Source organism: Nodosilinea sp. E11 (genome assembly GCF_032813545.1).
In the GTDB taxonomy this organism is placed as follows: domain Bacteria; phylum Cyanobacteriota; class Cyanobacteriia; order Phormidesmidales; family Phormidesmidaceae; genus Nodosilinea.
The window spans coordinates 3,247,370-3,273,701 of record NZ_CP136520.1; the positions used below are offsets into that span (position 1 = coordinate 3,247,370).

The 26,332-nt window shown below is 56.7% G+C and carries 24 protein-coding genes; 11 read left to right on the plus strand and 13 right to left on the minus strand.

Going from position 1 to position 26,332, the window contains the following annotated elements; all coding sequences use genetic code 11:
• Positions 1–514 precede the first annotated feature (514 nt).
• A complete protein-coding gene (locus tag RRF56_RS16500; RefSeq protein WP_317034272.1) occupies positions 515–1,990 on the plus strand; it encodes a hypothetical protein in 1,476 nt (491 codons plus the stop codon).
• 313 nt (positions 1,991–2,303) lie between these two features.
• Here the strand turns inward: RRF56_RS16500 and hetR are convergent, their stop codons facing one another.
• Both hetR and RRF56_RS16510 read right to left on the minus strand, forming a co-directional pair.
• Complete coding sequence (gene hetR, locus RRF56_RS16505; protein WP_317034273.1) at positions 2,304–3,221, minus strand: heterocyst differentiation master regulator HetR; 918 nt, start codon at positions 3,219–3,221, stop codon at positions 2,304–2,306.
• A gap of 407 nt (positions 3,222–3,628) precedes the next feature.
• A complete protein-coding gene (locus RRF56_RS16510; RefSeq protein WP_317034274.1) occupies positions 3,629–3,937 on the minus strand; it encodes a hypothetical protein in 309 nt (102 codons plus the stop codon).
• A 468-nt stretch (positions 3,938–4,405) separates the two neighbouring features.
• Between RRF56_RS16510 and RRF56_RS16515 the strand changes: the two genes are divergently transcribed.
• Both RRF56_RS16515 and RRF56_RS16520 read left to right on the plus strand, forming a co-directional pair.
• On the plus strand, positions 4,406–5,542 hold the full coding sequence (locus RRF56_RS16515) for a pyridoxal phosphate-dependent aminotransferase (RefSeq protein ID WP_410510624.1): 1,137 nt from the start codon (positions 4,406–4,408) through the stop codon (positions 5,540–5,542).
• A gap of 205 nt (positions 5,543–5,747) precedes the next feature.
• On the plus strand, positions 5,748–8,717 hold the full coding sequence (locus RRF56_RS16520; RefSeq protein WP_317034276.1) for an EAL domain-containing protein: 2,970 nt from the start codon (positions 5,748–5,750) through the stop codon (positions 8,715–8,717).
• On the opposite strand, the gene RRF56_RS16525 is transcribed toward RRF56_RS16520, so the two are convergent.
• The 3 genes from RRF56_RS16525 to RRF56_RS16535 form a co-directional block, all read right to left on the minus strand.
• Positions 8,683–8,925, minus strand: a complete 243-nt coding sequence (locus tag RRF56_RS16525; protein ID WP_317034277.1) for a hypothetical protein — start codon at positions 8,923–8,925, stop codon at positions 8,683–8,685. The two genes, RRF56_RS16520 and RRF56_RS16525, sit on opposite strands and share 35 nt — an antisense overlap.
• A 119-nt stretch (positions 8,926–9,044) precedes the next feature.
• Complete coding sequence (locus tag RRF56_RS16530; RefSeq protein WP_317034278.1) at positions 9,045–9,644, minus strand: superoxide dismutase; 600 nt, start codon at positions 9,642–9,644, stop codon at positions 9,045–9,047.
• Positions 9,645–9,780: 136 nt separating this feature from the next.
• A complete protein-coding gene (locus RRF56_RS16535; RefSeq protein ID WP_317034279.1) occupies positions 9,781–10,212 on the minus strand; it encodes a peptidylprolyl isomerase in 432 nt (143 codons plus the stop codon).
• A 227-nt stretch (positions 10,213–10,439) separates the two neighbouring features.
• Between RRF56_RS16535 and RRF56_RS16540 the strand changes: the two genes are divergently transcribed.
• The 3 genes from RRF56_RS16540 to RRF56_RS16550 are packed head-to-tail and all read left to right on the plus strand — an operon-like array spanning position 10,440 to position 12,764.
• The gene (locus RRF56_RS16540) at positions 10,440–11,336 is read left to right on the plus strand and encodes a TIGR02587 family membrane protein (RefSeq protein WP_317034280.1); all 897 of its coding nucleotides are present in this window, start codon (positions 10,440–10,442) and stop codon (positions 11,334–11,336) included.
• Positions 11,336–11,773, plus strand: a complete 438-nt coding sequence (locus tag RRF56_RS16545) for a TIGR02588 family protein (RefSeq protein WP_317034281.1) — start codon at positions 11,336–11,338, stop codon at positions 11,771–11,773. The genes RRF56_RS16540 and RRF56_RS16545 overlap by 1 nt, the downstream gene beginning before the upstream one ends.
• Before the next feature lie 58 nt (positions 11,774–11,831).
• Positions 11,832–12,764: a DMT family transporter gene (locus tag RRF56_RS16550; RefSeq protein WP_317034282.1), complete on the plus strand. Its 933-nt coding sequence runs from the start codon at positions 11,832–11,834 to the stop codon at positions 12,762–12,764.
• A gap of 53 nt (positions 12,765–12,817) precedes the next feature.
• Here the strand turns inward: RRF56_RS16550 and nth are convergent, their stop codons facing one another.
• The 7 genes from nth to RRF56_RS16585 all read right to left on the minus strand — a co-directional run bounded on the left by nth (position 12,818) and on the right by RRF56_RS16585 (position 19,870).
• Positions 12,818–13,507 (minus strand): endonuclease III, encoded by a 690-nt coding sequence (gene nth, locus RRF56_RS16555; RefSeq protein ID WP_410510625.1) that lies wholly within the window; start codon positions 13,505–13,507, stop codon positions 12,818–12,820.
• 104 nt (positions 13,508–13,611) lie between these two features.
• Positions 13,612–14,703, minus strand: a complete 1,092-nt coding sequence (gene rseP, locus RRF56_RS16560) for an RIP metalloprotease RseP (RefSeq protein ID WP_317034284.1) — start codon at positions 14,701–14,703, stop codon at positions 13,612–13,614.
• Between the two features lie 89 nt (positions 14,704–14,792).
• Positions 14,793–15,737 (minus strand): 4-(cytidine 5'-diphospho)-2-C-methyl-D-erythritol kinase, encoded by a 945-nt coding sequence (gene ispE, locus RRF56_RS16565; RefSeq protein WP_317034285.1) that lies wholly within the window; start codon positions 15,735–15,737, stop codon positions 14,793–14,795.
• A 117-nt stretch (positions 15,738–15,854) separates the two neighbouring features.
• The gene (gene rsmA / locus RRF56_RS16570) at positions 15,855–16,694 is read right to left on the minus strand and encodes a 16S rRNA (adenine(1518)-N(6)/adenine(1519)-N(6))-dimethyltransferase RsmA (protein ID WP_317034286.1); all 840 of its coding nucleotides are present in this window, start codon (positions 16,692–16,694) and stop codon (positions 15,855–15,857) included.
• A gap of 389 nt (positions 16,695–17,083) precedes the next feature.
• On the minus strand, positions 17,084–17,830 hold the full coding sequence (psb29, locus tag RRF56_RS16575; protein WP_317034287.1) for a photosystem II biogenesis protein Psp29: 747 nt from the start codon (positions 17,828–17,830) through the stop codon (positions 17,084–17,086).
• Between the two features lie 83 nt (positions 17,831–17,913).
• On the minus strand, positions 17,914–18,912 hold the full coding sequence (locus RRF56_RS16580; protein WP_317034288.1) for a glycosyltransferase: 999 nt from the start codon (positions 18,910–18,912) through the stop codon (positions 17,914–17,916).
• Positions 18,913–18,964: 52 nt separating this feature from the next.
• Positions 18,965–19,870, minus strand: coding sequence for a LysR family transcriptional regulator (locus RRF56_RS16585; protein WP_317034289.1), 906 nt, complete (start codon positions 19,868–19,870; stop codon positions 18,965–18,967).
• A gap of 311 nt (positions 19,871–20,181) precedes the next feature.
• Between RRF56_RS16585 and RRF56_RS16590 the strand changes: the two genes are divergently transcribed.
• The 4 genes from RRF56_RS16590 to RRF56_RS16605 all read left to right on the plus strand — a co-directional run bounded on the left by RRF56_RS16590 (position 20,182) and on the right by RRF56_RS16605 (position 24,253).
• Positions 20,182–20,466: a hypothetical protein gene (locus RRF56_RS16590; protein WP_317034290.1), complete on the plus strand. Its 285-nt coding sequence runs from the start codon at positions 20,182–20,184 to the stop codon at positions 20,464–20,466.
• Between the two features lie 237 nt (positions 20,467–20,703).
• Entirely contained in the window at positions 20,704–21,171 is a 468-nt protein-coding gene (locus RRF56_RS16595; protein ID WP_317034291.1) for a carboxypeptidase-like regulatory domain-containing protein, read from the plus strand.
• 331 nt (positions 21,172–21,502) lie between these two features.
• The gene (locus RRF56_RS16600) at positions 21,503–22,543 is read left to right on the plus strand and encodes a fatty acid desaturase (RefSeq protein ID WP_317034292.1); all 1,041 of its coding nucleotides are present in this window, start codon (positions 21,503–21,505) and stop codon (positions 22,541–22,543) included.
• Positions 22,544–22,780: 237 nt separating this feature from the next.
• The gene (locus RRF56_RS16605; protein ID WP_317034293.1) at positions 22,781–24,253 is read left to right on the plus strand and encodes a DUF3747 domain-containing protein; all 1,473 of its coding nucleotides are present in this window, start codon (positions 22,781–22,783) and stop codon (positions 24,251–24,253) included.
• A gap of 34 nt (positions 24,254–24,287) precedes the next feature.
• On the opposite strand, the gene RRF56_RS16610 is transcribed toward RRF56_RS16605, so the two are convergent.
• The gene (locus tag RRF56_RS16610) at positions 24,288–24,485 is read right to left on the minus strand and encodes a hypothetical protein (protein WP_317034294.1); all 198 of its coding nucleotides are present in this window, start codon (positions 24,483–24,485) and stop codon (positions 24,288–24,290) included.
• Between the two features lie 628 nt (positions 24,486–25,113).
• On the opposite strand from RRF56_RS16610, the gene RRF56_RS16615 reads away from it, so the two are divergent.
• Entirely contained in the window at positions 25,114–26,106 is a 993-nt protein-coding gene (locus RRF56_RS16615; RefSeq protein WP_317034295.1) for an RsmB/NOP family class I SAM-dependent RNA methyltransferase, read from the plus strand.
• The last annotated feature ends 226 nt before the right edge of the window (positions 26,107–26,332 follow it).

Genomic DNA, 26,332 nt, shown 5'->3' on the forward strand with positions numbered 1-26,332 from the left:
CTTTCATGGTAGACAATCCGCGCCTGTAGGTAGCCTTTCAGGGGCCAGTTTGCCCCTTGGCTGGGGCTGCCAACGATGGCGATCGCCCCTCCCAAGCGAACTCTATTCAAAGTTGTGGATTCCTATGTCTATCAAAGGGAGCGTTTGGGTTCCCGGAAACTTTGGTCTGAAATTAGTCAGAAAGCGATGGCGAATCGGTGAGATGGCCCCTGGAGTTGTAATGGGGCGCTGTAGGTTTGAATTGCCCTCTAGGGTGCGCTATCCAGGCGATATTTCACGCGTTGACAGACGATCAGGAGATCGAGATTACGCTCTTGACCGCCAAAGTTTGACCAAGGCGGGCTTGGAAAAATCGGGACAACGAAAAATCTCAAGCTACAAAAACGAAATATTCAAACCAAATAGACTATAAAGAGGTGAATATATTGACAAGATTAGCTACTCTTGGGGTCAACAGCCCTACTAGCGGTTGAATGTTGAGTGTGAGACGACGCGACCAGGATCAGGCGATATTATGACTGACACTACGGCTTCGAGTGGTTCCTCAGAAACCCAGGAAACGAGATCCCCGGAGCAGCCTGGGGTACCTATCTATCCATCCCAAACCGACGCTGGTTGGGAAAGTGTGACGTTTCCTGGTCAGATGCCCTTAACGACGATCTCTGAGGCAGAGAGCCCTGGGATAGAGGGTTCTGGGGCAGAAGCTGAGGCGGTGTCGAGGGGTGCAGAGCCTGGGCCGCAAGCGGTGGCCTATGATGCTCAGCCAGAACCAGCCCCTGAAGATTTGGTGCAGCTGATTCAAGATCTCAACCAGTGCAATGATGCGCTGCTGCTGCGGGTGAGCGAGCTAGAAGAAGATCTGGAGCGATCGCAGGTGGCCCTGCAAGCCGAGGTAGAACGTAATCAGGCTCCTGCCAATCCTGCTGCGCTGCCCATGGGAGCCCAACCTGGCCCAGTGCAACAGCAAATTGCCCAACTGCTCAGCGAACTTGATGTTGCCAACGATGGGCTGCGGCGCACGACCATTCACAATGAGACTTTGCAGGCTGAGCTAGATGTTGCCCAACAGCGGGTGGCGCAGCTAGAGCGAGAGTGCACACTGCTGCAACAGCGGTTTGGTGACAAAAATACGGCACTACACCAGGCCGAGGAGACCTGCCGCGATCTCAAGGCTCGACTGCACCGGCAGCAGCGCTACACGCTTCAGTTCAAAGCCGCGCTTGAGAAATGTCTCAATATGACTCCGGCCTCAAGCTCAGTCTCTGGGGCCGCGCCGGTCCCCCTGGCGGTGTCGGCTGCCGAGCCTGACAATCAGCCCGTGACTATGCCGCGATCGCAGCAAATTCAACCCTGGTCGGCGGGTAAGGCTTCGCTGGATGATAACCCTAGTTTGACTCATCTGCTGCGAGGGCTGCGGGGCGCTAGCCCAGCTACTCTAGTAGAGCCTACCCCCGTGGAAGTGCAGCCTGACCTGTTTGCTGTCTCAGAGCTATCGAGTAGCCGGTTTGTGGAGATGTCGGTGCTTGAGGTCGAACCTCAGCCCCGAGTCACGGTTGGCCCAACAACGCCCCCAAAGCAAGCCCCTGAGGCGTCCTTAGAGCCAGCTCCCAAGGCATCTCTAGAGCAAGTCCCCGAGGTCGTTCCTGCTGCGATCGATCCTTGGGTAGAGGTAGCGTCGACACCAGCTTCGGACTCAACCACTGCGGCTTCTCTCTTTACCGAACCGTCTCCCTGGGGAGAGCCGGTGGCCTCCGCTCCGCCCGCTGATGTACCTATGCCAGAGCCACTGCCGATTCCCCCGCTGGTGACGGCCCCCCTTCCTGCGGCGGCACCGACGACAGCGGCGGCACCGACTTTGCCAGCCGACCTAACTGCCGACGCTAAAGTCGTCCCCTCGCCGCTCGTGTACCCACTGCGATCGCAGAAAAAGATTAAATCTATTGCCGCAGTAGAGCTGCCTAGCTTTGGCCGCACCGTGCGCCGCCGGTAGCGTTAGCGGTCTCTCTTTGAGCCCTACTATAGCTATAGCTAATTCGGTTAGGACAGAGCCGTCATTCCCCTCTATGCAGGAATGACAGGCAGAGATCGTTGCAAGCAAAACGTCCTGTCGGCTATGGCTATAACTGAGAAAACTGCTGTGGCTTTGCCCCGGACCTGTTGATTACTCCCATAGGGGAGTAATACCAAAGCTTGCTTGGCTACCCCCGATTCCGGCAGGGCGCATGCCATGTGCCCCTACGAGTTGGTCTGTTGGAACTCGGGGACATGGGAATCGGATTTGGTATAACCCGGGCAGACTGTGCCTATTTGAGGTGGTGGCCAATGACCATCTGTAGCAAGGTCGGCTCACCCCCTGGCTGGTGATATTTGTCAGCCCAGGCGCGGATGACTTCGTCAAGTTCTTGGAGGGCGACCTCGCGATCGCTCACCGGGATATCTAGCTGCTCTAGCACTCGCATCGTGCCGGGTATGCGATTAGCCCACTCGCGAATCATGCGGAAGTACTGGGCGGTGTCTTCGACCATGGCATACATGCGCTCTTGGTCATCGACTGGAGCGTAGGAGGATCGCACTAGCCCATAGTACGATGCGCCCCAGGAGGCATCAATGCGGGCGACCGTACCCGAATAAATCAGGCGACGGCGAATGTGCTCTGCCAGGGCTTCGCTGAGGGGTGCCTGGTGAGCGGCGGGGAGGTCTTCTTGAGATTTTTCGTGCAGAATCTCGATCAGCTCTAGAAACTGAAAGGAATTGATAATGCGGGCATCGGGGCAAGGCGTAGGCAGCTTGTTCTCTAGCAGAGTTTTCTCTTCGATGGTGAGGGAGGTGCCCGCGACGCGCGACTGCCCTGGTGCCCAAGGGTAGCGCCGCAGCCACATGTAAGGAAACTGGATCAAATAGCGGGGTTCTTGGGAGCCCAGCATTTTGAGCAGCTTGCCCTCGGTGAGCGCCTGGCGCATTTCCTCGACAATGGCCTTTACCCGCTTTGGCTCGATATGGTGCAGATGGCCAGTCATGCGCAGGTTTTCGCCCTGCTCAAGGTAGGTCATGTAGATGGCGCACTTGGCGGCGGTGGCGGCAGCATCTAAAAAAGCGCCGTGACGATGGCCACCGGTACGCATCGCACTAAAGGCGATGTACAGCAAAATCTGGTCGATCGCGCTAGGGCTAAGACGGCGAATCAGGGCTTCGTCTTCTACCGGTAGTGGAGACAAGGACATGGAGTGAAGAGGGTCAGCCATCGGACTTAGGGCAACTCATAACGACGGGCGGCTGCACGACCCCTGCGGCTAAGGGCGTGAAACCGCTAAAAACCACCAAAAATAGCAGATATAGCTTAATCTAAACCTTCTGGAAGACCATGCACTATGGACATGCAGAATTAATATACTTGCTTTGATAAAGCTTTACTTCTAGCCCAAATAGTTGACTACTGGGGCAACAACCTGATTAAGCTTAAGTTTGACTTAAAACCGGCCCAAGTTTTGCTGTTAATCAGGTATTTAATCCGTAGATCTCAATTATTGGTGCTTGGGTGGCTGAGAGACTGCCGGAGTTGATTGAACCCTAGTGCTTTGACTCAGACTCGCACCCATTAAATCGGCTCGAGGGTTGGCACCCAGACGATTTAGCTGCGAGTCTGAGTGACTCTGCCGCTGCCTCGGTAGGCCAGCGGGCTATGCCATCCGGTAGTGCGAGAGGGGGTAGTGGGCTCAACTCGGCCACTGCCGCGAAAGCTGAGTAATTCAGCGATCGTAGGCAGGCGGCTGAGACGACCGCTACCGCGATCGTCTTCAAGGAGAGCAGCGGTCTGTTGGCTAGCCGGGTTGTGAGCTGATAAGTGAACTGACAGCCCTAGGGTGGTGGTGATCATCAGGCCCAGGCTAGCGGTGCAGGCCAGACGGGTCATCGAAGAAAGGGGATAGGGAGGATGCATAGGACATGGCCTTGTAAGCGCTTCTAGTCCTAGTTACAAACCTGCCGGGCCTCAGTCAGGAAAATCTTTGTGCGTAAATCTGCGGATTTCTTATTTTCGGTAGCTCCCTGCACCAATCTTCCCGGTTTTGTAGCCGGCGGCAAGGGCTGTAGTGACCACGCTAAGAGCCTTTACGGTTTTGATCGGTGGGCAGAGGGTAGGGCTGGAACGGGGGGATGTTTACCAAATCTTTTTAAGCTGCGATCGCGTTGTTGAGAGGGGAGCACTGCGGGCCATTGACTGAACGCGATCGCGGAAAAACCCCGGCCTGCAATGGCCAGAACCGGCTAAACGATCTACTCTATGGGGAATGTGTTTTTGTTCAGGCTAAAGGCGCTGTTTTTGCACAGGTCTGTAGCCGCCGTTCGTTGAGGTATGGTCGTGCCCCCATTAGCTCTGGCAAACCGTGTAACCTGTGTAACTCCGTCGATGACCCTGGCTATTTCGGCTCGGGCGAAGGCGATGAAGGCCGAGGGTTTGTCGGTATGTAGCTTTAGTGCTGGAGAACCCGATTTCGAAACGCCCGATCATATTCGAGCGGCGGCCAAGACCGCCCTCGACCAGGGTAAAACTCGCTACGGTCCGGCGGCCGGTGAGCCGGGACTGCGCCAAGCGATCGCCCATAAGCTTCAGCACGACAACGGCCTGTGCTATGGCCCTGAAAACGTGATTGTCACCAACGGCGGTAAGCATTCGCTCTACGGCCTGATGATGGCGCTGATTGAACCGGGCGATGAGGTGATTATTCCGTCCCCCTACTGGCTCAGCTACCCCGAAATGGTGAAGCTAGCTGGAGGTACACCGGTGATTGTGCCCACGACCGCTGAGCAAAACTATCGCATCACCCCCGAGCAGCTGCGCCAGGCGATTACACCCCAAACCAAGCTATTTATTCTCAATAGCCCCTCTAACCCCACGGGTATGGTTTATTCACCCGCAGAGATTGCGGCCCTGGCAGCAGTGGTGGTAGAGGCTGATATTTGGGTTGTGTCAGACGAAATCTACGAAAAAATTCTCTATAACGGGGCTACCCACCTCAGCATTGGGGCGGTGTCGCCTGAATCGTTTGAGCGCACCATTATCAGCAACGGGTTTGCCAAGGCTTATTCTATGACCGGTTGGCGGGTTGGTTATCTGGCTGGACCCGTCGATTTGATCAAGGCTGTGAGCACTATTCAGAGCCACAGCACGTCGAATGTGTGCACCTTTGCTCAGTATGGTGCGATCGCTGCCCTGGAGGGGTCTCAAGATTGCATTGCTACCATGGGGCATGCTTTTGCCGAGCGGCGGCAGGTGATTATTGAACGGTGCCGTGCCATTGATGGTCTCAGCTGTGGTGCTCCAGAGGGGGCATTTTATCTCTATATCGATATCAGTGCGCTAGATATCCCCTCCCTTGATTTTTGTACCCAACTGCTCGACGAAAAGCATGTAGCGGCGATCCCAGGTATTGCGTTTGGGGCGGAAGGTACCCTGCGCATCTCCTACGCCACCGACATGGAGACTATCTTGACCGGTATGGATCGGCTGGAGTCGTTTGTCGCCAGCCGGTTGGGCTCTCAATAGCCTCTGCTTTCCCTTAGCTGGTGATGCGTCATTGGGCGCTGTCTGAATAGGGCGCTTTATTAAATGTGATGTCGATCGCGTAGCTTTCTCCTTAGGCAGGAATACTAAGGGAGCTGTTGGTGTTGCATGATACATGGGCTTTTGCTTTCCCCATTTACCAAGCCAAGGTACGTTGAGGCACCTACCGCTGCGGCTGCTGATTGTAGTGCCTTTTGTACTACAAATGTCGGTGGCGGTGGGCGTAACAGGGTGGCTGTCGATGCGCCATGGCCAGCGAGCCGTGAACCAGGTGGCCAGTCAGCTGCAAGATTCGGTTGCCCATCACATTGAGCATAAGCTTGAAGAATTTTTAGGCACCTCTCATCTAGTCAACCAGCTGACCTATGAAGCCTTGACCCTGGGCCACATTGATCCGGCTGATGATGAGGCGCTGTTTCGTCATTTTATGCAGCAGTCTTATACGTTTAGCCATATTGACTCACTCTTTTTTGAGCAGGCCAATGGTGAATTTGTCGGTCACACTACGCTGGGGCAGCAGGGACACCAGCTGATGCGCGGTGGCCCCAAAATGGGCAATCTTATTCAATTTTGGACTGTGGATCTGACTACCGGCCAGCCCACCGAGTTAGTACAGTCTACCCCTGATTGGCATACTCAGGCTCGCCCCTGGTACCGGGCGGCGGTGCGAGCCAAAGGGCCAGTGTGGGGAGAGGTTTTTCCATACCATAGTTCTCCGGCACTGGCAATCTCGACCTCTAGGCCGGTCTATGACGACAGCGGTGCGCTAATTGGGGTGTTGGGCAACAATTTTTTTCTTAGTCATATTAGTCAATTCCTGCGAGAGGCCGATATCAGTCAGCATGGTCAGGCGTTTATTATCGAGCGATCGGGGTTGCTAGTGGCAACCTCCACCGATACTGACCCCTACGAGGTGGTGGCTGGTCGCCCCCGGCAGTCCTACGCAGTGACGAGCCAAGACCCTGTCATTCGAGCGAGTGCCCAGCTGCTGCTTAACCAGTCGGGGGGAGATACTCGCCGCATTCAGCCCCAGCAGGCCGAATTTTGGCTAGGTCGCGATCGCCAATTTATGCAGGTGGCTGCGCTGGCCGATGACTACGGCTTGGATTGGCTAATTGTGGTCGTCATGCCTGAGAGCGCCTTCATGGCTGAGATCGAGGCTAGCCGCCGTGACACCATTGCCCTCTGTGCCCTGGCCTTGGTCGGGGCAGTTGTTTCTGGTCTCTACACCAGCCGCTGGATTACGCGCCCCTTGAATGCCTTTAGCTCGGCCTCGCGGGCGATCGCCGATGGCCACCTCAACCAGACCATTGGCCACACGGGCCTGCAAGAGCTGGAAGGGTTGGCCCAAGCCTTTAACCGGATGGCTGCCCGCCTTCAATCCTCGTTTAGCGATCTGCAACACTCTAAAGCCGAAGTCGAGCGTGCCAACGCTGAAATTCACCAGCAGGCTGCTCTGTTTCGCCTAATGGCTGAAAATATGAGTGATCTGGTCTGTCTCCATGATCTAGATGGCACTTATCTGTACATTAGCCCCTCAGTGCAATGGCTGCTAGGCTATACCCCCGACCAGCTGCTGGGGTTACATCCCTTGAGTCTTGTGCACCCCAATGATCTTGACCAGTGCAATCAGTATCGGCCTCTGCCCGACTCTCAAGCCCTAGCGCTAGAACCGGTGATCTGCCGCATGCGCCACAGCCAGGGGTATTACCTCTGGATGGAAACGTTTATGCGGCCTATTGTCGATGCTACGGGTGCGGTGGTGCAGTTTCAGACCGCATCGCGCGATGTGACTGAGCGAATGAGAATGCGCCGCCAGCTCGAGCATGACGCCTACCACGACAGCCTGACCGGGCTATTTAATCGCAAGCATCTTCAAGAGCGGCTCGAAAACGCTTTGAACCAGGCTCGTCAGCATAGTCATTACCGCTTTGCCCTGCTGTTTTTAGATATTGATCACTTCAAGATCGTTAACGACAGCCTAGGTCACCTGATTGGCGATGAATTATTGATGGAAGTGGCCAGTCGCCTCAAGGCCGCCCTGCGTCCCGCAGACCTGGCGGTGCGCCTGGGGGGTGATGAGTTTGTAGTCTTGCTGGAGGATGTGGGTCACCGGAGTGTGGCGATATCGGTGGCGGAGCGGATTTTAGAAACTCTGCGCCAGCCGTTTCAACTCAGCAGCCACCAAATGTTTGCCACGGTGAGCCTGGGATTGGTGATGGGCGATGCCCAGTACCAAACAGCCTCAGAGCTGATTCGCGATGCCGATACGGCGATGTACCGCGCTAAGGCCCACGGGCGCGATGGCTATGAGGTGTTTGACAGTGGTATGCACGATCGCGCGATCGCCCGGCTCACCCTCGAAACTGAGCTACGCCATGCCTTGCTCCACCATCCCGAAGAATTTGTGCTCTACTATCAGCCCATTGTTGACCTGAAAACGGCTGACGTGAAAGGGTTTGAAGCGCTTGTCCGCTGGCTACACCCCCAGCGGGGGCTGGTCATGCCCGGCGATTTTATCCCCGTTGCCGAAGAAACTGGGCTGATTGTACCCCTGAGCTACTGGCTGCTAGAGCAGGCCTGTAACCAAATGACCACCTGGCAACGCTCCTATCCCCAGGCCCAGGCGCTGACAGTCAGTGTCAATCTGTCGGCGCTGCAACTGCACAGCCCCGAACTTTTAGACCAGATCGATGGGGTATTGGCCAAAACCAAACTCTCCCCCCACAACCTGGTTTTAGAAATTACAGAAAGCATGCTGATTGATAATATTGATGACACCATTGCTGTGCTGAACGGCGTGCGTCAGCGAGGAATTGCCCTGAGTATTGACGATTTCGGCACTGGCTATTCGTCTTTGAGCTATCTATATCGATTTCCGATCAACAGCCTCAAGATCGATCGCTCGTTTGTGAGCCAAATGGAAACTAGCCCGAGCCACGAAACAATTGTGCATACCATCATTAACTTGGGACGGCAGCTAGGCTTTAGGGCGATCGCCGAAGGGATTGAAACCCCTCAGCAGGTCAACACCCTCAAACGACTCAGCTGTGATTTTGGCCAGGGCTACTGGTTTAGCAGACCTCAGCCCGCTGCCGATGTCGAAACCTGGCTGACCCAATCTATTGCCTACTATCGGCCCCAGCCGGTAGACTAAGCCGTTGATCGACCCATCGTCGCGCCTTGAAAATCGCTTCAGAGCGGCTGATCACGCCTGGTACGGCTACGGCACAGCCGCGATCGTAGGTGGCCCACACGGCGTACATTAGCACGCCATTCTCTGTGCTTTGGTCAAGCTCAAGGCGGAAACCCCGGTAGTCGAACGACAGCACTACGTGGGGGTAGTCTGGGTCAGCAAACAGCATAGGGGTAAGGGGTTGGGGTGAGGAAAAGGTTAAGGCGTTGTGCCGGATAACTAAAAAAGGGTGGGTTTTTAGGCCCACCCTGGTGAGTCGCGGAGCACGACAGCTGTGTTCTCGCCAGGTTATGCAGCGGCTAAGTTGCTGGCGACAAAATCCCAATTGACGACATTCTTGAGAAACGTATCGATGTAGTCGGGGCGCTTGTTCTGGTAGTCAAGGTAGTAGGCGTGCTCCCATACATCCATTGTCAGGAGGGGCACCTGCCCAGCGGTGAGAGGGTTATCGGCGTTGAGGGTTTTGGTAACCTTGAGGGTGCCGTTGTCGAGCACTAGCCAGGCCCAGCCACTGCCAAACTGAGTGGCTCCAGCATTTTTGAAGGCTTCGACAAATTGATCAAAGCTGCCAAAGTCAGCATCAATTTTGCTGGCCAGATCGCCGGAGGGGGTACCGCCACCACCGGGCTTCATCGAGTTCCAGTAGAAGGTGTGGTTCCAGGCCTGGGCACCGTTGTTGAACAAGCCCTGCTGAGAACTGTCCCCAGCGATCGCTTTGATCACATCCTCAATGGGTTTGCTGTCGTGATCGGTGCCTTTGACCGCATCGTTGTACTTGCTGACGTAGGCGGCGTGGTGCTTGTCGTGGTGAAACTCTAGGGTGCTTTTAGAAACATAAGGTTCTAAGGCGTCGTAGGCGTACGGCAAAGGGGGAAGTTCATAGGCCATGGGTTGGGGCTCCTGAGATAAACGCCAAAGGCATCATAAAGGGCGGTCTATGCTAAAAACTATCCCCCTGGGGTGGAGGGGGATACGCATAAAGACTGCTTTGGCGTTATCTAAAGAGAGAGATTTAACCCGCCCCTCAGCTCTCAATGGCGACGAGCTCAATGTCAAAAATCAGGGTTTCTCCGGCTAGCGGGTGGTTGGCATCAAGGGTGACTTCGGCTTCAGATACCTCGGTGACCATGACCGGTACCGCCTGCCCTTGGGGGCCTTGTAGCTGGAGTTGCTGACCAACATCCAGCGGAATATCGGCGGGAATGTGGTGGCGCTCGACCACCATGACCATGTCGGGCTGATGGGGACCGTAGGCGTTTTCGGCAGCAATGATCTCGGTTTTGGCATCGCCGGGGGTCATACCCACGACCGCTGCCTCAAACCCGGGAATTACCTCGCCGTTGCCAATGGCAAACTGTAGCGGGTCGCGATCGCGCGATGAGTCAAACACAGTACCGTCTTCAAGCCTGCCAGTGTAGTGAATCGAAACGCTGTCGCCTGTTTTAGCTGGGGTCATAAAACTATCCTTGCAATGAATGGGGCTTTTCTATAGGTCACGGTCTTTCCCATTCACGCTAGCGGGCATTTTGCCGCACCCTGGTAATACTAGAGATTTTCCTAAGGTTTCAGGTTAGGCCACCTGCAACGCCTAACCCTACCCACCGTCACTTGCCACGGCTGAATCCCTTGATATGCTTTAGGAGTGGGCCAGGCCCATTGTCTTTCAGCCTGTAACAGTTCACTATGGGGCCATCTAACCCAGTGTCTGACCTAGCTACCCCCAATATTTGGCTGGCCGAATTTCAGGCCATTTTGCAAGGGGCGGTCGGGGGCTTCTTGTTTGGCATTCCGCTGCTGTATACCGTTGAGGTGTGGTCGATTGGCTCGTCTACCAACCCGCGCTGGCTCTTGGTGGTGCTGGCCACTACGCTGCTGGGGGTAGGACTATTGACCCAAGTTGAAGGGTTTCGCCAGACCCTGAGCCTGCACCCTCTAGAGGCTCTGCTCGAAAGCATTGAGGCCGTCAGCATTGGGGTGGTCTGCGCCTATCTAGCTCTGGTGCTGCTGCGCCGCATTACGCTCGATACGCCCCTCTCCGAGGCCCTAGGCAAGGTGGTGTTTGAGACGGTGCCCTTTGCGCTGGGGGTGGCCCTGGCCCGCTCCACTCTCCAGGGCAATCGAGGACGCGATCGCCGCATCACCGCCCCCTTCACCCGGCGGTTGGCCTCTCCTACCCTCGCTAACCTGCGCGACGCCCTGGTCGATTTTGACGCTGCGCTAATTGGCGCGGTGCTGATTGCCTTTAGCATTGCCCCCACCGAAGAAGTGCCCCTGCTGGCGTCATCGCTGCCGCCCCTGTGGCTGCTGCTGATCATGACGGCTTCTTTAGGGCTCTCCTACGCCATTGTGTTTGCCTCGGGCTTTACCGATCGCACCGAACGACGGCAGCGGGGGCTGCTGTTTAGCCCGATCACCGAAACCCTGGTAGCTTATCTAGTAGCGTTACTGGCCTCGGTGGTGATGCTGGTGCTGTTTCAGCAGCTTAACCCCAGCGACCCCTGGTCAGAATGGCTGAGCGATGTGTTAGTTTTGGGCCTGCCTGCCTCCATTGGTGGGGCCGCAGGGCGTATTCTAATTTAATGAATTTGCCCAACTCCTCTACAAGCACGACTCCGTCCGATGGGGCGCAGACCCGCTTTGGCCAGCGTTCTGCCGCCGAGTGGGTGACCTTTGTGGTGGCCACGGTCATTCTGCTGGCCCTGGTGGGCCTAATTTTGTTTGACTGGCAGACTAACCAAAACCGCCCGCCCGCCTTTGCCGTAGCGGTGTCGGAGGCAGTGCGCGTGACCGATGGCCGCTACTACGTGCCCTTTGCCATTACCAACACCGGGGGGCGCATTGCCCGCATGGTGCAGGTAACAGCCGAACTCGCGATCGAGGGCGTTGATGAGGAAACTGGCGAACAGCAGATCGATTTTCTCTCGGGCCACGAAACTAAGGCCGGCAGCTTTGTGTTTTCCCATAATCCCCAGGGGGGGGATTTGATGGTGCGGGTAGCGAGCTACCGGCTACCCTAGAAGCGTTGAGGATGGGGCGCAAAATAATGGCATCCCTGGAGACCAATAAGGGGGATGCATGCTCGGCTACGTCTTGATTTTGCTGGCAACAGTGTGTTTTGGAGCCCAAAACCTGATCACCCGCGTTCTGTTTATTCCGTCCAATTTGCTGGGCGTGGTGGAGACGGGCGGCTTTGTGGAACCCACCCTGCCCAACTCGTTTTTGCTGATGTTTATGCGCATGATGGTGGGGGTGCCGCTGATGGCGCTGCTGCTGCCGCCAGTGTATCCCCAACTGTGGGCCGACCTCCGGCGGTTGGGCTCACCGAGCTACCGCCGTGAACTCTACTTGGCTTTGGTGGGCGGCGTGCTGATGTTTTCATACCTAGCGCTGCTTTATGTGGCGGTGGGGCGCATTGCGGCGGGGATTGCGCTGACGCTATTTTTCACCTTTCCGGTGTACACCGCGCTGATGGACTGGTATTGGTTTGGTCGCCGCCCCAGTCCTAGCCGCTGGGGAATTTTGGCGCTGATCTTGGTGGGCAGTGCGCTGACGATTCCGATGACGGGGGCGGCGATCGAAAGCTGGGTGGGGGTGACCTTTGGCCTGGCTTCGGGGGTGGTCTATGCGTTTTACACTGTGGCAGCCCAAAAAGCCTTTGAGACCTTTCATCCGGTGCCGTTTACCGGCATTAGTTTTGCGGTGACACTGGTGCTGTCGGCGGTTAGCCTGCTGCTGTGGCCGGGAGACTTGAACGGTCTGCTGTGGCCAGCGCTGTGGGTGGGTGGGCTGCTGTCTGCGATCGCAACGCTCACGGGCCACGTGCTCAACAACCTCGGCATTCGCGTGGTAGGGGCCACTGCCGCCTCTATGCTCGGGGCTGCTAATCCGGCCCTCACCGCCGTCCTCGCTTGGGGTGTGCTGCAAGAGGAGCTTTCTCTGGTGCAGGGGCTAGGCGTGCTGCTGGTCACGGTCAGCGTAGGCCTACTCAGCCTGACCAAGCCGTCCTGATCAACCGGTTCTAAAACAATCTTGCCGTAGGTTCTCCCAGCCTATTCCTCGAACTAAACGATCTCCTGTACAGGGACAGGGCTAACCACAGGAACAACCTTCGCAGAGGGGCAGAGATCGGCTAGGTCACACATACCGCATTTTGGGTTGCGGGCATTGCACACGGCCCTCCCGTGGTACACCAGCCGAATCGACCAGTTTTCCCAGTCGGGCTGGGGCAGCAGCTTCATCAGGTCGCGCTCAATTTTGACCGGGTCGGCGTATTGGGTCAGCCCCAGCAGGTTGGTGATCCGCTTGACGTGGGTGTCGACGGTGACCCCAGCGTTGATGCCAAAGCCGTGGGCCAGCACCACATTGGCGGTTTTGCGGGCAATCCCCGGCAGGCTAACCAGGTGCTCCATGCGGCGGGGCACTTCGCCACCAAACTCAGTGATAATTTTTTGACAGGCGGCGCGGATATTCTTAGCTTTGTTGCGGTAAAACCCGGTAGATTTGACCAAGCGCTCCAGGTCGTTTAAGTCGGCCTCGGCGAAGGCGTAAACATCGGGGTAGGCGGCAAACAGGGCTGGCGTGACCAAATTCACCCGCTCGTCGGTGCACTGGGCCGCTAGCATGGTGGCGATCATCAGCTGCAACGGATTCTCAAAATCGAGGGAGCAGGGGGCGTCGGGGTAGAGCCGCTTGAGGCGAATGAGGATTTCGATCGCCCGCTGTTTTTTGGAGGCTCGCCGCTGGTTGGGCATGGAGGGGTTGGGGTGGGAGGGTGGATGGGTAGGGGGTGGATGGGCGTTCCCTGGGTTCATCTGGAGCGATCAGCCAAAACCCTGATTGCTCCAAGGTGCATGGGTTAGCGCAGGTTCTGGAAAAATTCGAGCTGGGTGGTGTCGCGGACGATGAGGAACACGCCTAGACCCAAAAGCAGCACCAAGCCGGTTTGCATGACGTTTTCTTGAATGCGATCGGGCAGAGGCTTGCCGCCGCGCAGGGCCTCAATGGCCAAAAACGCCAGCTGACCGCCATCTAGAGCAGGCAGGGGCAGAATGTTGATGATCGCCAGGTTGATGCTGATGATGGCGGTAAAGGGAAACAACATGGCAGCACTAGACTTAGCCAGCCCGGCTCCCTGCTCGACGATCTTGACCGGCCCGGCCACCTGGCTGGCCATCTCGCCAAAGTTAGTGATGAGCATGACAAAGCCCCGCACGGTACGCACCAGGGTGTCTTGAAACTGCTGGGCCGCCAGGGTAAACACTTCGATCGGGTTGCTGGGGCGACGGTAGCCAAAGTCGCCGTTGGGCTGAAGCTGCACACCAATCACCGCTGAACCGTCGGCTCCAATTTCGGGGGTGACCGAGACTTCTAGCTCTCGGGTACCGCGCTGCACGGTGAGATCTACGGGTTGGTTAGGGCTATCTTTGATCAGTTGAATAAACGATGGAATGCTTTCTTCGCCAGCGCCTAGGGGTTCGCCGTTGGCGGCAATCAAAATGTCGCCCGAGCGAATGCCCGCCTGACCTGCCGGAGAACTCTCTGAGATCACCTGGGGCACGAGGATGCCGGGTTGGGGGTTGAAGGTTTCGGGAATGCCGACGGCGGTGAACTGGGCGACAAACACCAGGTAGGCAAACACCAGGTTGGCAATTACCCCAGCGCTGATCACAATGGCGCGATCGAGAATGGGGCGATTTTTGAGCAGGTTGGGGTCGTTGGTGGGAATGTCGCTGTCGGGGTCGTCGTCGGGGAAGCCGACAAAGCCCCCTAGGGGAATGGCCCGCAGGGAGTATTCGGTTTCAGCTCCCTGGAATTTCCACAAAATGGGGCCAAAACCAATGGCAAACCGATTGACGTGAATGCCCTGTAGCCGAGCAGCCATGAAATGCCCGGCCTCGTGGACGGCTACCAGCAGGGCAATGACCGCGATCGCAGCTAAAACCGACATAGACAAACCCGATAGGTTAAGAACAGTCTCCCCATTCTAGCGTTGCTTATTCCCCTACCCTAGATTCAAGCCTTGTCCTAGGGGTGCGGCTATCCGCCCAACTGTACGCCGCTCGAGATAAATTGGGCCGTCCACACGCCTAAATCTGGATCGGGCAGGGCCGCTCGCAGACTGGCGGCCAGCGACTCAGCTTCAGCCTCAGATTCGGCTAGGGTAAAGACTGAGGGGCCTGAGCCCGACATCAGCGTGCCCAAACCGCCTAGTTCTGCCATGGTGGCCTTGAGGGCAGCGGTTTTAGGATGGGCGGGCAGCACAATTTTCTCAAAGTCATTGCAGAGGTGTTGAGCCAGGGCATGGGCATTGCGATGGGCTACTGCCCCCACCATCTCGCCCGATCGCACCTGAGACTGCCGCGCTTGCCAACTTTGGGTATCGGCTAAATAGGTATCGCCGTATTCAGCCCGGTAGGTGTTGTAGGCCCAGGGGGTCGAGACAAACTCCGACTCATACTTAGCTAGCACGAGATGCAGCCCATCAATGCCGGGCAGGGGATCTAGCTGTTCGCCCCGTCCGGTGGCGATCGCGGTGCCCCCCGACACGCAAAAGGGCACATCAGACCCTAGCTCTGCCCCCAGGGTTTGCAGTTCGGCCTGGGTCAGTCCCAGGTTCCAGAGCAAATCGAGCCCCACCAGCACGGCGGCGGCATTAGATGATCCCCCGGCCAGACCTGCCCCCACCGGAATGTGCTTGTCAATGGTGATTTCGACCCCGCCTAGCTTGGCCATTACCCCAGGGAACCGCTCGACTACCAGGGCGGCGGCTTTGTAGGCTAGGTTAGTTTTATCGGCGGGCACGAGAGGATGGTCGCAGCGCACTCGAATTTCGTCAACACCAAGACTGCGAATGGTGATGCGATCGCACAGACTGACGCTCTGCATCACCATGATCAGCTCGTGAAAGCCATCGGGGCGGTGACCCACAATTTCGAGGTAGAGGTTAATTTTGGCGGCGGCCAGCAGGGAATAGAGACGCATCTAGCGATCCTTCGTGAATGTGTGAGTATCCATAGGGCAGGCGTCTCGCCTGCTTGGTTCCCGTGGGTTCCACAGTCGTAGGGTGGGCACTGCCCACCAGCTCTAAATCAGCGCTCTTTAACCTGATGATGACGACTGCTTCAGGATTGTATTACTCAGCGCTACCCACTGCTCAACACTGAGGTCTTCGGCGCGGGCGGTTGGTTCGATTGCCAGACTGGTCATGATCGCTTCTAGATCGTCGCGATCGATCGCCCCCTTGAGGTTATTGCGCAGCATTTTGCGCTTGCTGCCAAAACCCAGCTTGACTAAGCGGTCAAACCCAGCCAGGTCATCGGATGGTGTCACGGGCGGGCGGGGGGTGAGTTTTACCACCGCCGAGTCTACCTGGGGCGGCGGCTGAAAGGCACGGGCGGGCACCGGGCACACCAGCTCACAGTCGGCCAAATACTGTACCCGCACCGATAGCGCCCCAAAGGCTTTGCGGCCAGGGCGAGCATAGAGCCGCTCGGCTACCTCCTTCTGAACCAGCAGCACGATCGCGTCGTAGGGCACCGGGTTGGGCTCCGCCAGGGTGCCCAGCAGTTTCTCTAAAATTGGCCCGGTGATGTAGTAGGGAATGTTGGCGACAACTTTGTTGGGCACGCCATAGTTGAAGTACTTATCTTGAGAGGCGGCGGCGATATCTAGCTCTAGAATGTCGCTGGGCACCAGCCGAAAGTTGTCGTGCTTGGCGAACTGGTGGTTGAGTTTGCGAATCAAATCGCGATCGATCTCCACGGCAACCACGGCGTTGGCTAGGGGAAGCAGCCAGCGGGTCAGCGCTCCGGTGCCAGGGCCAATCTCGAGCACCGTGTCTTGGCGGGTGACAGCGGCGGCCTCCAGCATACGGTGGAGCACCTTTTCGTCGGTGAGCCAGTGCTGGCCAAAGCGCTTACGAGGTCGTTGGGAAAACATGGCTTCGAGTTTGCGGTTAGCTGTGGCTGAAACAGGTCGACTAATCCAACGGCTAAACCTGACATCTCGATGATGTCGCCAGGTATAGCCAAAGCCAAACAGATGAGAATACGTCCAAGAGAACGCTGTTTAAGGAGATTTCTAGAACAGAAGATCCCCACTTAATCCGACGACTGTAGCTACCGTAGGGTGGGCACTGCCCACCATTGGGGAGAAAGTTTTCCAAAAATCGTCTAAGTTTGGAGCCCCATCCTAGAGCCTCGGCGATAATGCGACCTTTGAGCACTGGGGCGGATTGTCGGATGGGTTGCAGCCGCTAACTGCCCGATGGTTTTTCTCCGCCCCAGTCTCCTGACGTCAAGGGCAGTTGCCTCTACTCAGAGGCAGTCCTACGAGTCAGACGGTTCTCCAGCTTCAGGGGCAACCGCTACGGTTTCGGTAATAGTCTCGGCCTCGGCTTCGGCTGCTTTTTTGCGCTCTTCACGCTTTTTGCGATCGGCAGCTAGCATGTCTTTCATGACTTCTTGCGCCTGGGCAAACTTCTCTAGGTTGCTGCGGTAGAGTTCAATGTCTTTTTGCAGCTTTTCAGTAGACATATTGAGCTTTTCGCCCAATTCTTTAAACAGCGCTTCGACAGATTCTTTATCTTTGAGCGCATCGGCAGAGGCGGCAGCTTCGACCAGGGTGTACAACCCAATGCCAAAGGGGCGACTGTACTTAAACTTGTCTTGGTTAGCCACTTTGGCCAGAATGCCGCGCAGACCCTCGCCGCCCTCCCCCAGGTTGTCAAATTGACCTTTGAGGTCATCTAAGGACATGCCATTAACACCAGCTTTGACCGCTTCGGCATCGCCGCGATAGTGCTCTGGAGTGCTGTTGATGGAGCGACACAGGGCGTTGAAGATCGAGCTTGTGTCGTTCTCGGGCAGGTAGCCCGTCATGAAGCGATCGAAGGTGGTGACAATGCCCAAGGCGTAGATCGGATCGTAGGCAAAGTCAACGTTGACAGAGAGCAGATGCATTTCTACCATCAGCTCGTCTACCACGCGCCGGTAAATGGAATTGATGGGACGAGTGTGGTGGGCGTAAAAGTCGCGCTTGGCGTCAGATACCGTGCGTACGGGTGCGTTGTTCACAGCCTAAGGTCAGAGAGTACAGTTATTCTCATTGTCTCGCGTGACCGTGTGTTTGCCAAGCGGCGGAAAACCGAAGCCGGGGATCAGCGTCTGCTGAGCTTTTTGCTGATTTTGCCCGTGGTGCGCTGCAACCAGAGGCGAGCTAGCCGAGCGGGGGTGAGATCGACGATGTCGGTGGGGTGCTTAGCTCGGTAGTCAAAGAACTGGTTGAGTTCTGCCAAAATCACCTCTAGCCTGGGCAATAGAGATTCGGCTCGGTAGGGCAACAGATCAGCTGCCGTCATGGCCAAAGGCGTAGGGGTTTGCAGGGCGGCCAGAATGCGATCGCAGTCGTACCCCACCGCATACACCCCGAGCTTATGGCAGTTGAACCCCGGATCGAGATAATCGGCCAATGCTCCGTTGACGCTGGTAAACACCTGGCACCCACAGGCCATGGCCTCCATAGGCGGCAGGCCAAATCCTTCGCTCACGCGGCTCAGCGCCCAATATTCTGCCGAGTCGTAGAGAAAGATCTGGCTACGGTTGAAGAGCACCGAGAGATCATCGACAAATCCGGTGAGTTTGACCAGGTTGCAGCGGCTCTCCAACGCCGGGACCAGCTGATTGAGTAAATAGTCTGACGACTTGCGCACCTGCACCAGCACATCGATATCTCTAGCCTGCTGCCGGTTAGTGAAATTGGCAGAAATTTGGTTTGGCAGGTAGAACACCAGCCCCGTGGGGCGCTTCTGCCCCCAGTAGCCCATAGAATTGCGACTGACAGTAATGATTGGAATATCGCCCGGCAGATTAAACCCATAGCCGCTGCTGTGGGCGTGGTACACCACCGGATAGCCTCGCAGTCGCTTCACCAGGCGAGGAATGTGAAAGCCCCAGCTAATCACAAACATGCTGTTGTCTAGGTTGGGTTGCCGGAGCAGGTCTTCCAGAAACAGGGTGTCGGGCTCCCGCTGGTCGTAGGTGACGACCTCGGCGGAGCAGATTTGCTGGGCCAGTTTGAGCGTCTTTAACTCCGCAAATAGTCCACCACAGTGGTAGCGCTTGCCAGTCCCTGGCACAAGAAAGTAGAGATGGCGCATGGGTGGGCCGCAGGTAGAGATGCCCCGCATTTTACCTGTATTTCTAGTCGCTCTAAACGGCCCTGATGTGGCTAAACTCGCCCGTCTCCCGCAGGGCATCTAAAAAGGCATAGAGGGCAGGGGTGTGCAGGGCATCTTTGAGAATAGTGGCCCCAATCGGGCGCGAGATTGGGAAGGGCAGGGAGCAGATCTGCACCTCGGAGGGCACGGGCTGGGCGGCTAGGCGGGGCAAAATGGCAATGCCTAGGCCCTTTTGCACCATCGCCACCATCGATGAATCGTGACGGATGCAGTAGGCGATCTCTAGGGGTTGGTCTTGGGCACCGAGCACGGTGCGAATGCGGAGACCGCAGCTGCTATGGCTAGAGCCAATGATCGGCCGCTGACGCAGTTCGTCTAGGGTGAGGGTGCTGCCCTGGGGCTGGTAGCCGGGGGGCAGCAGGGCCACGTAGTCGTCTTCAAAAATTATCAGGCTCTCGACATCGTCACCTGCGATGGTTTCGGCCACGCACAGGTCTACTTCGCCCTTGACCAAGGCCTGCTTGAGCTGGTGCAGTTCATCCATTTCGTGGACGCTGATGGCAATGGTGGGGTAGCGGCGGTGGAGACGGGCGATCGCCCCCGGCAGCACATGGGTGGCCACGCTGCGAAAGGACGCAATCCGCAGGCTGCCTCCCTGCACGCCTCGGGCCTGGTTGGCCTCACTGCCAATGGTGTCGAGCAGGCCTAGCATGGCGCGGGCATGGGCGGTAATGCGATCGCCTACGGGGGTCAGCCTAGCCCCATGGCGGCCCCGCTGAAGCAGGGTAATTCCCAGTTCGTCTTCGAGAGTGGCGATGGCGTGGCTAACGGTGGACTGGGTGATATTCAGGGTGAGGGCCGCTTCGCTGAAGTTGCCGCAATCGGCGATCGCCACCAAAGTCCGCAGTTGAGAAAGCTTGATCTTGCTCAGGTTCATGGTTGCTCCACAGCACCTAAACGCTCACCCCAAGCTATCCGGTAGGGCTAAGGTCAACCTATCGATTTTTTGCATAGAACCCATTCACGTCATGCTTTGTTACAAAGCCTCACCACCGATAGATTGAGGACATCGGCAACAGTAGCCCCTCAGCTTGGTTGTCGATGGTTATGGACCAGCCCATCGGGCAAAGGCCTCAGCACTCTCACCCGATTTTTGGATTCCGGGTTAGCCCCTGGCGACAGGCGCTAACAGAGTCTGTTGCGCGCCCTGCTTTGGGTAATGACGTCTAGTCACGGGAAGACAGCACGATGACCACAACTCGCGACCACAACTATGACCTGCATCGGCAACGCCAGCGCCTAGAGGTCCTGGTTCAGCCCGTCCAGGGTGCTACCACGCTGGCCCAAACCCTCAAACAGTTAGGAGATAAAACCGTGAGATTCTTTACCGGACAAACCGAACCGCGCATTTGGCAGCGCAATCGCCAGGGGCAACTTACTTGGTTTGCCCACGACCCCATGACCAACCGCACTCGCCAGTTCTCCTCAGAACAAGACGTGAGGCTCTGGTTAGAAAAGCGCTACTACGAGTAGCCTGCCTTACGCCCCATCTACGGCCCAGGGACTTGTCTCTGAGGCAGTAAATCCATTGCTGGCATTATCCCCGCCGTTGTGAGTAATGGAGTCGTGATGTAGTGGCACTAGTGCACCGTAGCTCAGTCAGGGGGAAGACTTTGGGCATCATTCTGACTTGAAGCGCAACCCCCTGGGTTATCCTCAGCTACCCCTCGCTACAATGGGCAATAGACTCATGTAAGGAATGCGTTTGCTATGAAACGGTTGTTTGTTGCTCTGGTGATGTGTTTTGCGCTGGTGGGCTTTCCAGCTCAGGCAGGAGCGCACCAGGTAGAAACCTTTTACACCCTCGACAACCAGCTAGAGTTTCAGTCGGTCTTTAGCACCGGGGAGCCCTTTGCTGGAGCAACGGTAACCATCTACGCCCCCAACCAGCCCGATGCGGCTTGGAAGAAAACCACTACCGACAGCGAGGGCCGGTTTTCGTTTTTGCCCGATGAGTCAATCCCAGGGAACTGGGAAATTGCCATTGAAGACAGCAATAATCTCAGCCATGCCGACTACTGGACAGTGCCTGTAGGCGACAAGGGCATTATCTACGATGGCATTGTGCTGGATTCCACTGAGGATGTGCACTACCGAGCCGCAACGGCGCTGCTGCCGATGGTGGTATCGATTGGGGGGGCGTTGGCCTGGCTTGGGTTTACCCGGCGGCGGCGCTAACGGTCTTCTCTCACTGCTTGGGCACCTAGTTGCTAGCAGCAACCAGGTGCTCCCATCTGTCTTTGGCTAGATGTAACACTCATCCTTTCCTCGCTAGTGGTACGATGTTAAGGAATAATAAGCATTTCCACGGGCCGTTCTTTGCCCCTTTAAGCTGTTTGCGGCGGTTATCAGAGTTATTGAGTTATCTGAAGTAGTTCGGTTTGCTGATATCTCGATTTTGCAATCAAGCTTGGGTTCTGTTCAACTCCCACAGGGTGAGCAGTTTTTTTTTGGGCAAATATAGTCCAGCTCTGATTTGCGCCCCTTAAACGTTTGTGGAGACCATTCCTTGACTGCAACTATTGAGCCTTCCGCTAGAGCCGCGGAGACTAATCCTTACGACAACCTGACCCTAAAGCAGGTAATTCAAACTATTCCTAAAGCCTATTTTCAAAAAGATCCTCGCAAAGCTTGGACCCAGCTGGGGCTGAGTGTAGGGGCGGTGATCTTGGGCTATGGCGCGATCGCACTGTCGCCCTGGTTTTTGCTGCCGGTGGCCTGGTTTATCACGGGCACTGCCCTGACTGGCTTTTTTGTAGTGGGCCACGACTGTGGCCACCGCTCCTTTGCTAACCGCCGTTGGGTAAATAACTGGGTGGGGCACCTCGTGATGCTGCCGCTGATTTACCCCTTCCATAGCTGGCGACTACTCCATGACATTCACCACCGCCACACCAACGACATGGAGATCGACAACGCCTGGGCTCCCTGGAGCCCGGAAGAGTACGCTGGGGCCGGTGTTGTGTTGCAAACGGTGTACCGTCACATGCGGCGCTGGCTGTGGTGGTTGGCTTCGGTCGCCCACTGGGGGGCGCTGCACTTCGACCTGCGCAACTTTGAGCCCCGCGACCATGGCAAGGTGAAGCGCTCTATTGCAGCGGTGGTGATTTTTGCAGCGGTGTTCTTCCCTACGTTGCTCTACTTCACTGGCCCCTGGGGCGTGGTCAAGTTTTGGCTGATGCCCTGGTTGGGCTACCACTTTTGGATGAGCACCTTTACCCTGGTGCACCACACTATTCCTGAAATTCAGTTTCGCTACAGCGATACCTGGAACGAGGTGGAAGCGCAGCTTTCCGGTACCCTGCACTGCGATTATCCCAAGTGGGTTGAAGTGCTGTGCCACGACATCAACGTCCATGTTCCCCACCATATTTCAGTGGGTATTCCGTCCTATAACCTACGGCCAGCCTACGCGGCTCTGTTAGAGAACTGGGCTCCGCTGATGAAAGAAACTAAGTTTTCTTGGGATCTGATGCGAACGATTACTAGCCGTTGTCACATCTATCATCCAGAGCGGGCTTACCAAACCTTTCGGGACCTAAAGCAGTAAGGTGATTCCTCGCCCTGAGTGGTGCACCTCGTTCATTTGACCGCAACTAACCGGCTCAGCACTCCTGGGCCGGTTTTGGCTTAACTGGGGACAATTGGTAAACTGCGACACGTTAGGCCCGCAAGAGATAGTTGCGATCGCCACAATCGTGGGTAGCATTAGGAGTCTTGTCAGCCTAGATCCTGATCTCGATTCCACTCCACTCGACTCCACTCCTCACCGCCGCTTCACTATCCTATGGCCCTGTTCTCTCGCCCGCTGAGTACATTGATGACCACTGCCGCCGTGGTGCTTGCGGGATTAACCGCAGCCCCGATGGCCAGAGCCCAGCAGTTTGACCAACAGCCTATCGACCCCAACCTGGCCGTGGCGATCGCCAGCCCGGTGCGCGATGGGGCGCTCCACAACCTGATGATTTTGACCCAGGTGCCTAACCAACGGCAGTGTTGGCAAGAGCAGGGGACCGCCCAGGGGCCGGTGACGGTTGATCCGCTGCTGCTGAACTTTGACTTTACCGGGGCATGCGATCGCAAAACCGACAGCAACGGCTATTCTGTGCGCATCAATGGTCAAGATCTGGGTGTGCACTATCGCCTAGAAATTTCGACCCGACAGAATGATCTGGTGCTGTTTGCTCGACCCACCCGCGATCGCAGCGCTCCCCCCATCGAAATTGGTCGCACCAATGGCCGCGCCAACGGTTTTCTCAGAATTCAGCTTAATCCCGGCTGGCAGATGGCCCGTCGCCTCTACAATGGGCAACCCGTCGGCCACATCTATCTCACCCATGATGCTCCCCTAGAGGTGCAGCTAGCCGCCGGGGCTGCCCCCATCGGGAGTACCCCCACCCCGGCGCGCCCCCAACCGAGCCCTCCAATATCGACCCTACCGCCGCCGCCACCCCCCAGTGGCACCACGCCCACTGGCAATCACTTTCGCGTCGTTGTCCCCATTACCGGCGGCGACACCCTCCAGCGGGTGCGGGCCGTAGAACCCGAGTCGTTTCGCACTACGGTCAATGGTGAAGCCGTGGTGCAAGTAGGCTTGTTCAGCGAACAGCAGCGGGCCGATGAGGTCTATCGGGCCTTAGTCGCCGCCAGTTTGCCCGCAAAAATTCTCAGCGCCTCAGCTCCGGCAGTCGCTTCTATGCCTCCTCTGCCGCCCATTCCCCAGGGAGCCGTGGTGGTCGTCATTGACCCTGGTCATGGTGGCCGCGACCCCGGTGCTGTGGGCATTGGCGGCCTGCAAGAAAAGCAGATCAATACCACGATCTCTAACCGGGTAAGGCAGCAGCTCCAGGCGGCGGGCATTACGGTACTGATGACCCGCGACAGCGATGTCTATGTCGATCTCGATGCCCGTGCCCAGTTTGCCAACCGGGCCGGAGCCAACCTGTTTGTCAGCATCCACGCCAATGCCATTAGCATGAGCCGCCCCGAGGTGAACGGGCTCGAAACCTACTACTTCTCTAGCGGCGAGCGGTTGGCCCGCAGCATTCACAGCGCTGTGCTGCGGAATGTCAGTATGCGCGATCGCGGCGTACGCACGGCTCGCTTCTACGTGCTGCGCTATACCACCATGCCCTCGGTGCTGGTCGAAACTGGCTTCGTCACTGGGACCGAAGACGCTGCCCGTTTCCGCAATCCCGCCGCCGTCAACCAAATTGCTGATGGCATTGCGCGCGGGATTCTCGACTATCTCGGCCGGTGATGGGCCTTATGAATCATGCAGGCTCAGGCTCAATTTAATAGTTCAGTCGGGCAGGGGCAGGTTGTAGCCGGGCTGGCTTCGCTTGGTGGCCAGGCACTGAAGGAGCGTCTAAAGCAGCCTCTAGCAACGCGGCTTCTAGCAATACTTCAGAAAAATCAAATTTGATGGGCTGAGGTAGAAAGTCGAGAGGCTGCATGTCTACAAGATCGCCAGTAAACACGGGTGCAGCCAAAGAACAGGGTGCCCAACGGCTCTCTACGGGCACTCCCAGTTGGCTACACTGCCCTCCTCGCCGCCCCTCGGGATCATAAAAACGGCAGCGGCTGCAAGATGACACCTGGCACTGCACTGATTTCATAATGGCTTCCTAAAGCTGCACGTACCTCCCCATTCTTACTCTTGGAAAATTTAAGGGTTGTGGAATCTAAAATCCCAAACACCTAGGCTTTGCTAGACCTTGGCCTCTAAGGTAAATGAATCGACTTCACATTTTCTTTATATTCTTGTTAGGCATAGTCACAATTGTATGAACGGCTAATCCAAAAAACTTTACTCAACGTAAACCTGTCGGGGATCGCCTCAAACAAGGGTAGTATCGCTGTGTAATAAAGTGCGGTCAAGATAAAATAGATAGTCTGCTTTTGTAAACAGGTTTTAAATATCAGGGTGCAGAGGCTTCAATTACAAATAACTGCTTGTTCTATTCTGCATCCTTCTCTAGGTAGATCCGGCAATCGATATTGAGTTTCCTGGCTTACTCTAGTTAAGCGTCTTTGTTAAGAGCCGTTGATGGATCCCTGATGCAAAGCAATATGGCCTGCTGCGGTGTCTAACCCCAGGCTGTGGCATAATCCTGGCCTATGGGCGCTTCTAACCTGCTGCTAAAACTGAGTCGTCGGCTATGGTCTGAGGAGAGCGATCGCGCTGCCTTTATCGATGCCTTAGTCCACCCTCAACCCTACCCTGCCGCCATTGTCTGGACTCAGCCGCGTCCCGAGCAGGTTCCCTTTGCGATCGCGCCGCCGCTGCCCTGGCAGCCGGCTTGGGTAGATCGCCTGGCGGCGGATCAGCGACCTGGGCGCCATGCCCTGCACCAGGCGGGGGCTTACTACTGCCTAGATATGGCTTCGGTATTTGCGGCGGCTGTGTTCAGCGCGATCGCGATCCCGGTAGAGTCAGTGCTCGATCTCTGTGCCGCCCCTGGGGGAAAGAGCCTGCTGGCGCGCCAGGCATTTCATCCCGATCGCCTCTGGTGCAACGAGGTCGTTCGCAAACGGGTCAAAATTTTAATCTCAAACCTCAAGCGGTGCGGGGCGACTGAGGCGCTGGTGTTCAACCTCGATCCTCAAGCCTTTGCTGAGCAGATGCCCCACAGTGCCTCGGTGGTCATTGTCGATGCCCCCTGTAGTGGGCAGTCGCTGCTGGCGAAGGGCGATCAGGCCCTGGGCTGTTTTCATCCGGTCACCATCAAAAAAAATGCCAGCCGTCAAAAACGTATTCTCACCAGCGCCGCCCAAACCGTGGCCGGGGGCGGTTACTTGGCCTACATGACCTGTACCTTTTCCTCAGAAGAAAATGAGCAAGTCGCTGAATGGCTACTCAAAAAATTTCCTCAGTTTGAAGCGGTTGAGGTGCCCGTCCTGGCTGACTACGCTTCGCCCCTGGCCAGCTTTCCCTGCTACCGGCTGTGGCCTCAATCGGGGCTCGGGGCAGGCGGTTTTACCGTTCTTCTGCGCCACCGACAAGAGCCCTTGCCGCCCGTCGATCTCAGCTTGCTGACTGCTAAAGCCATGCCGATCTACGGCGATCGCCCCCCACCCGACAGTGGCACAACCGGCCATCCCTCGCTCTAGCTAAGGAGATTGCTAGAAAAGAAGCTCCCCGCTGTATTCGGCGACTGTAACCACCGTAGGATGGGCACTGCCCACCATCAGGGAGAAAATTTTTCAGAAGTCGCCTAACCGGTCGGGGCACCCAGGGCCGCACAGCAGGGGCACTGTCGCTGCAAACACGTACTCCCTATCAGGCCGTGGCGTTGGCCTTTGGCCTCTATCTTGAGGGTCTACCTTGGGGCCTAGC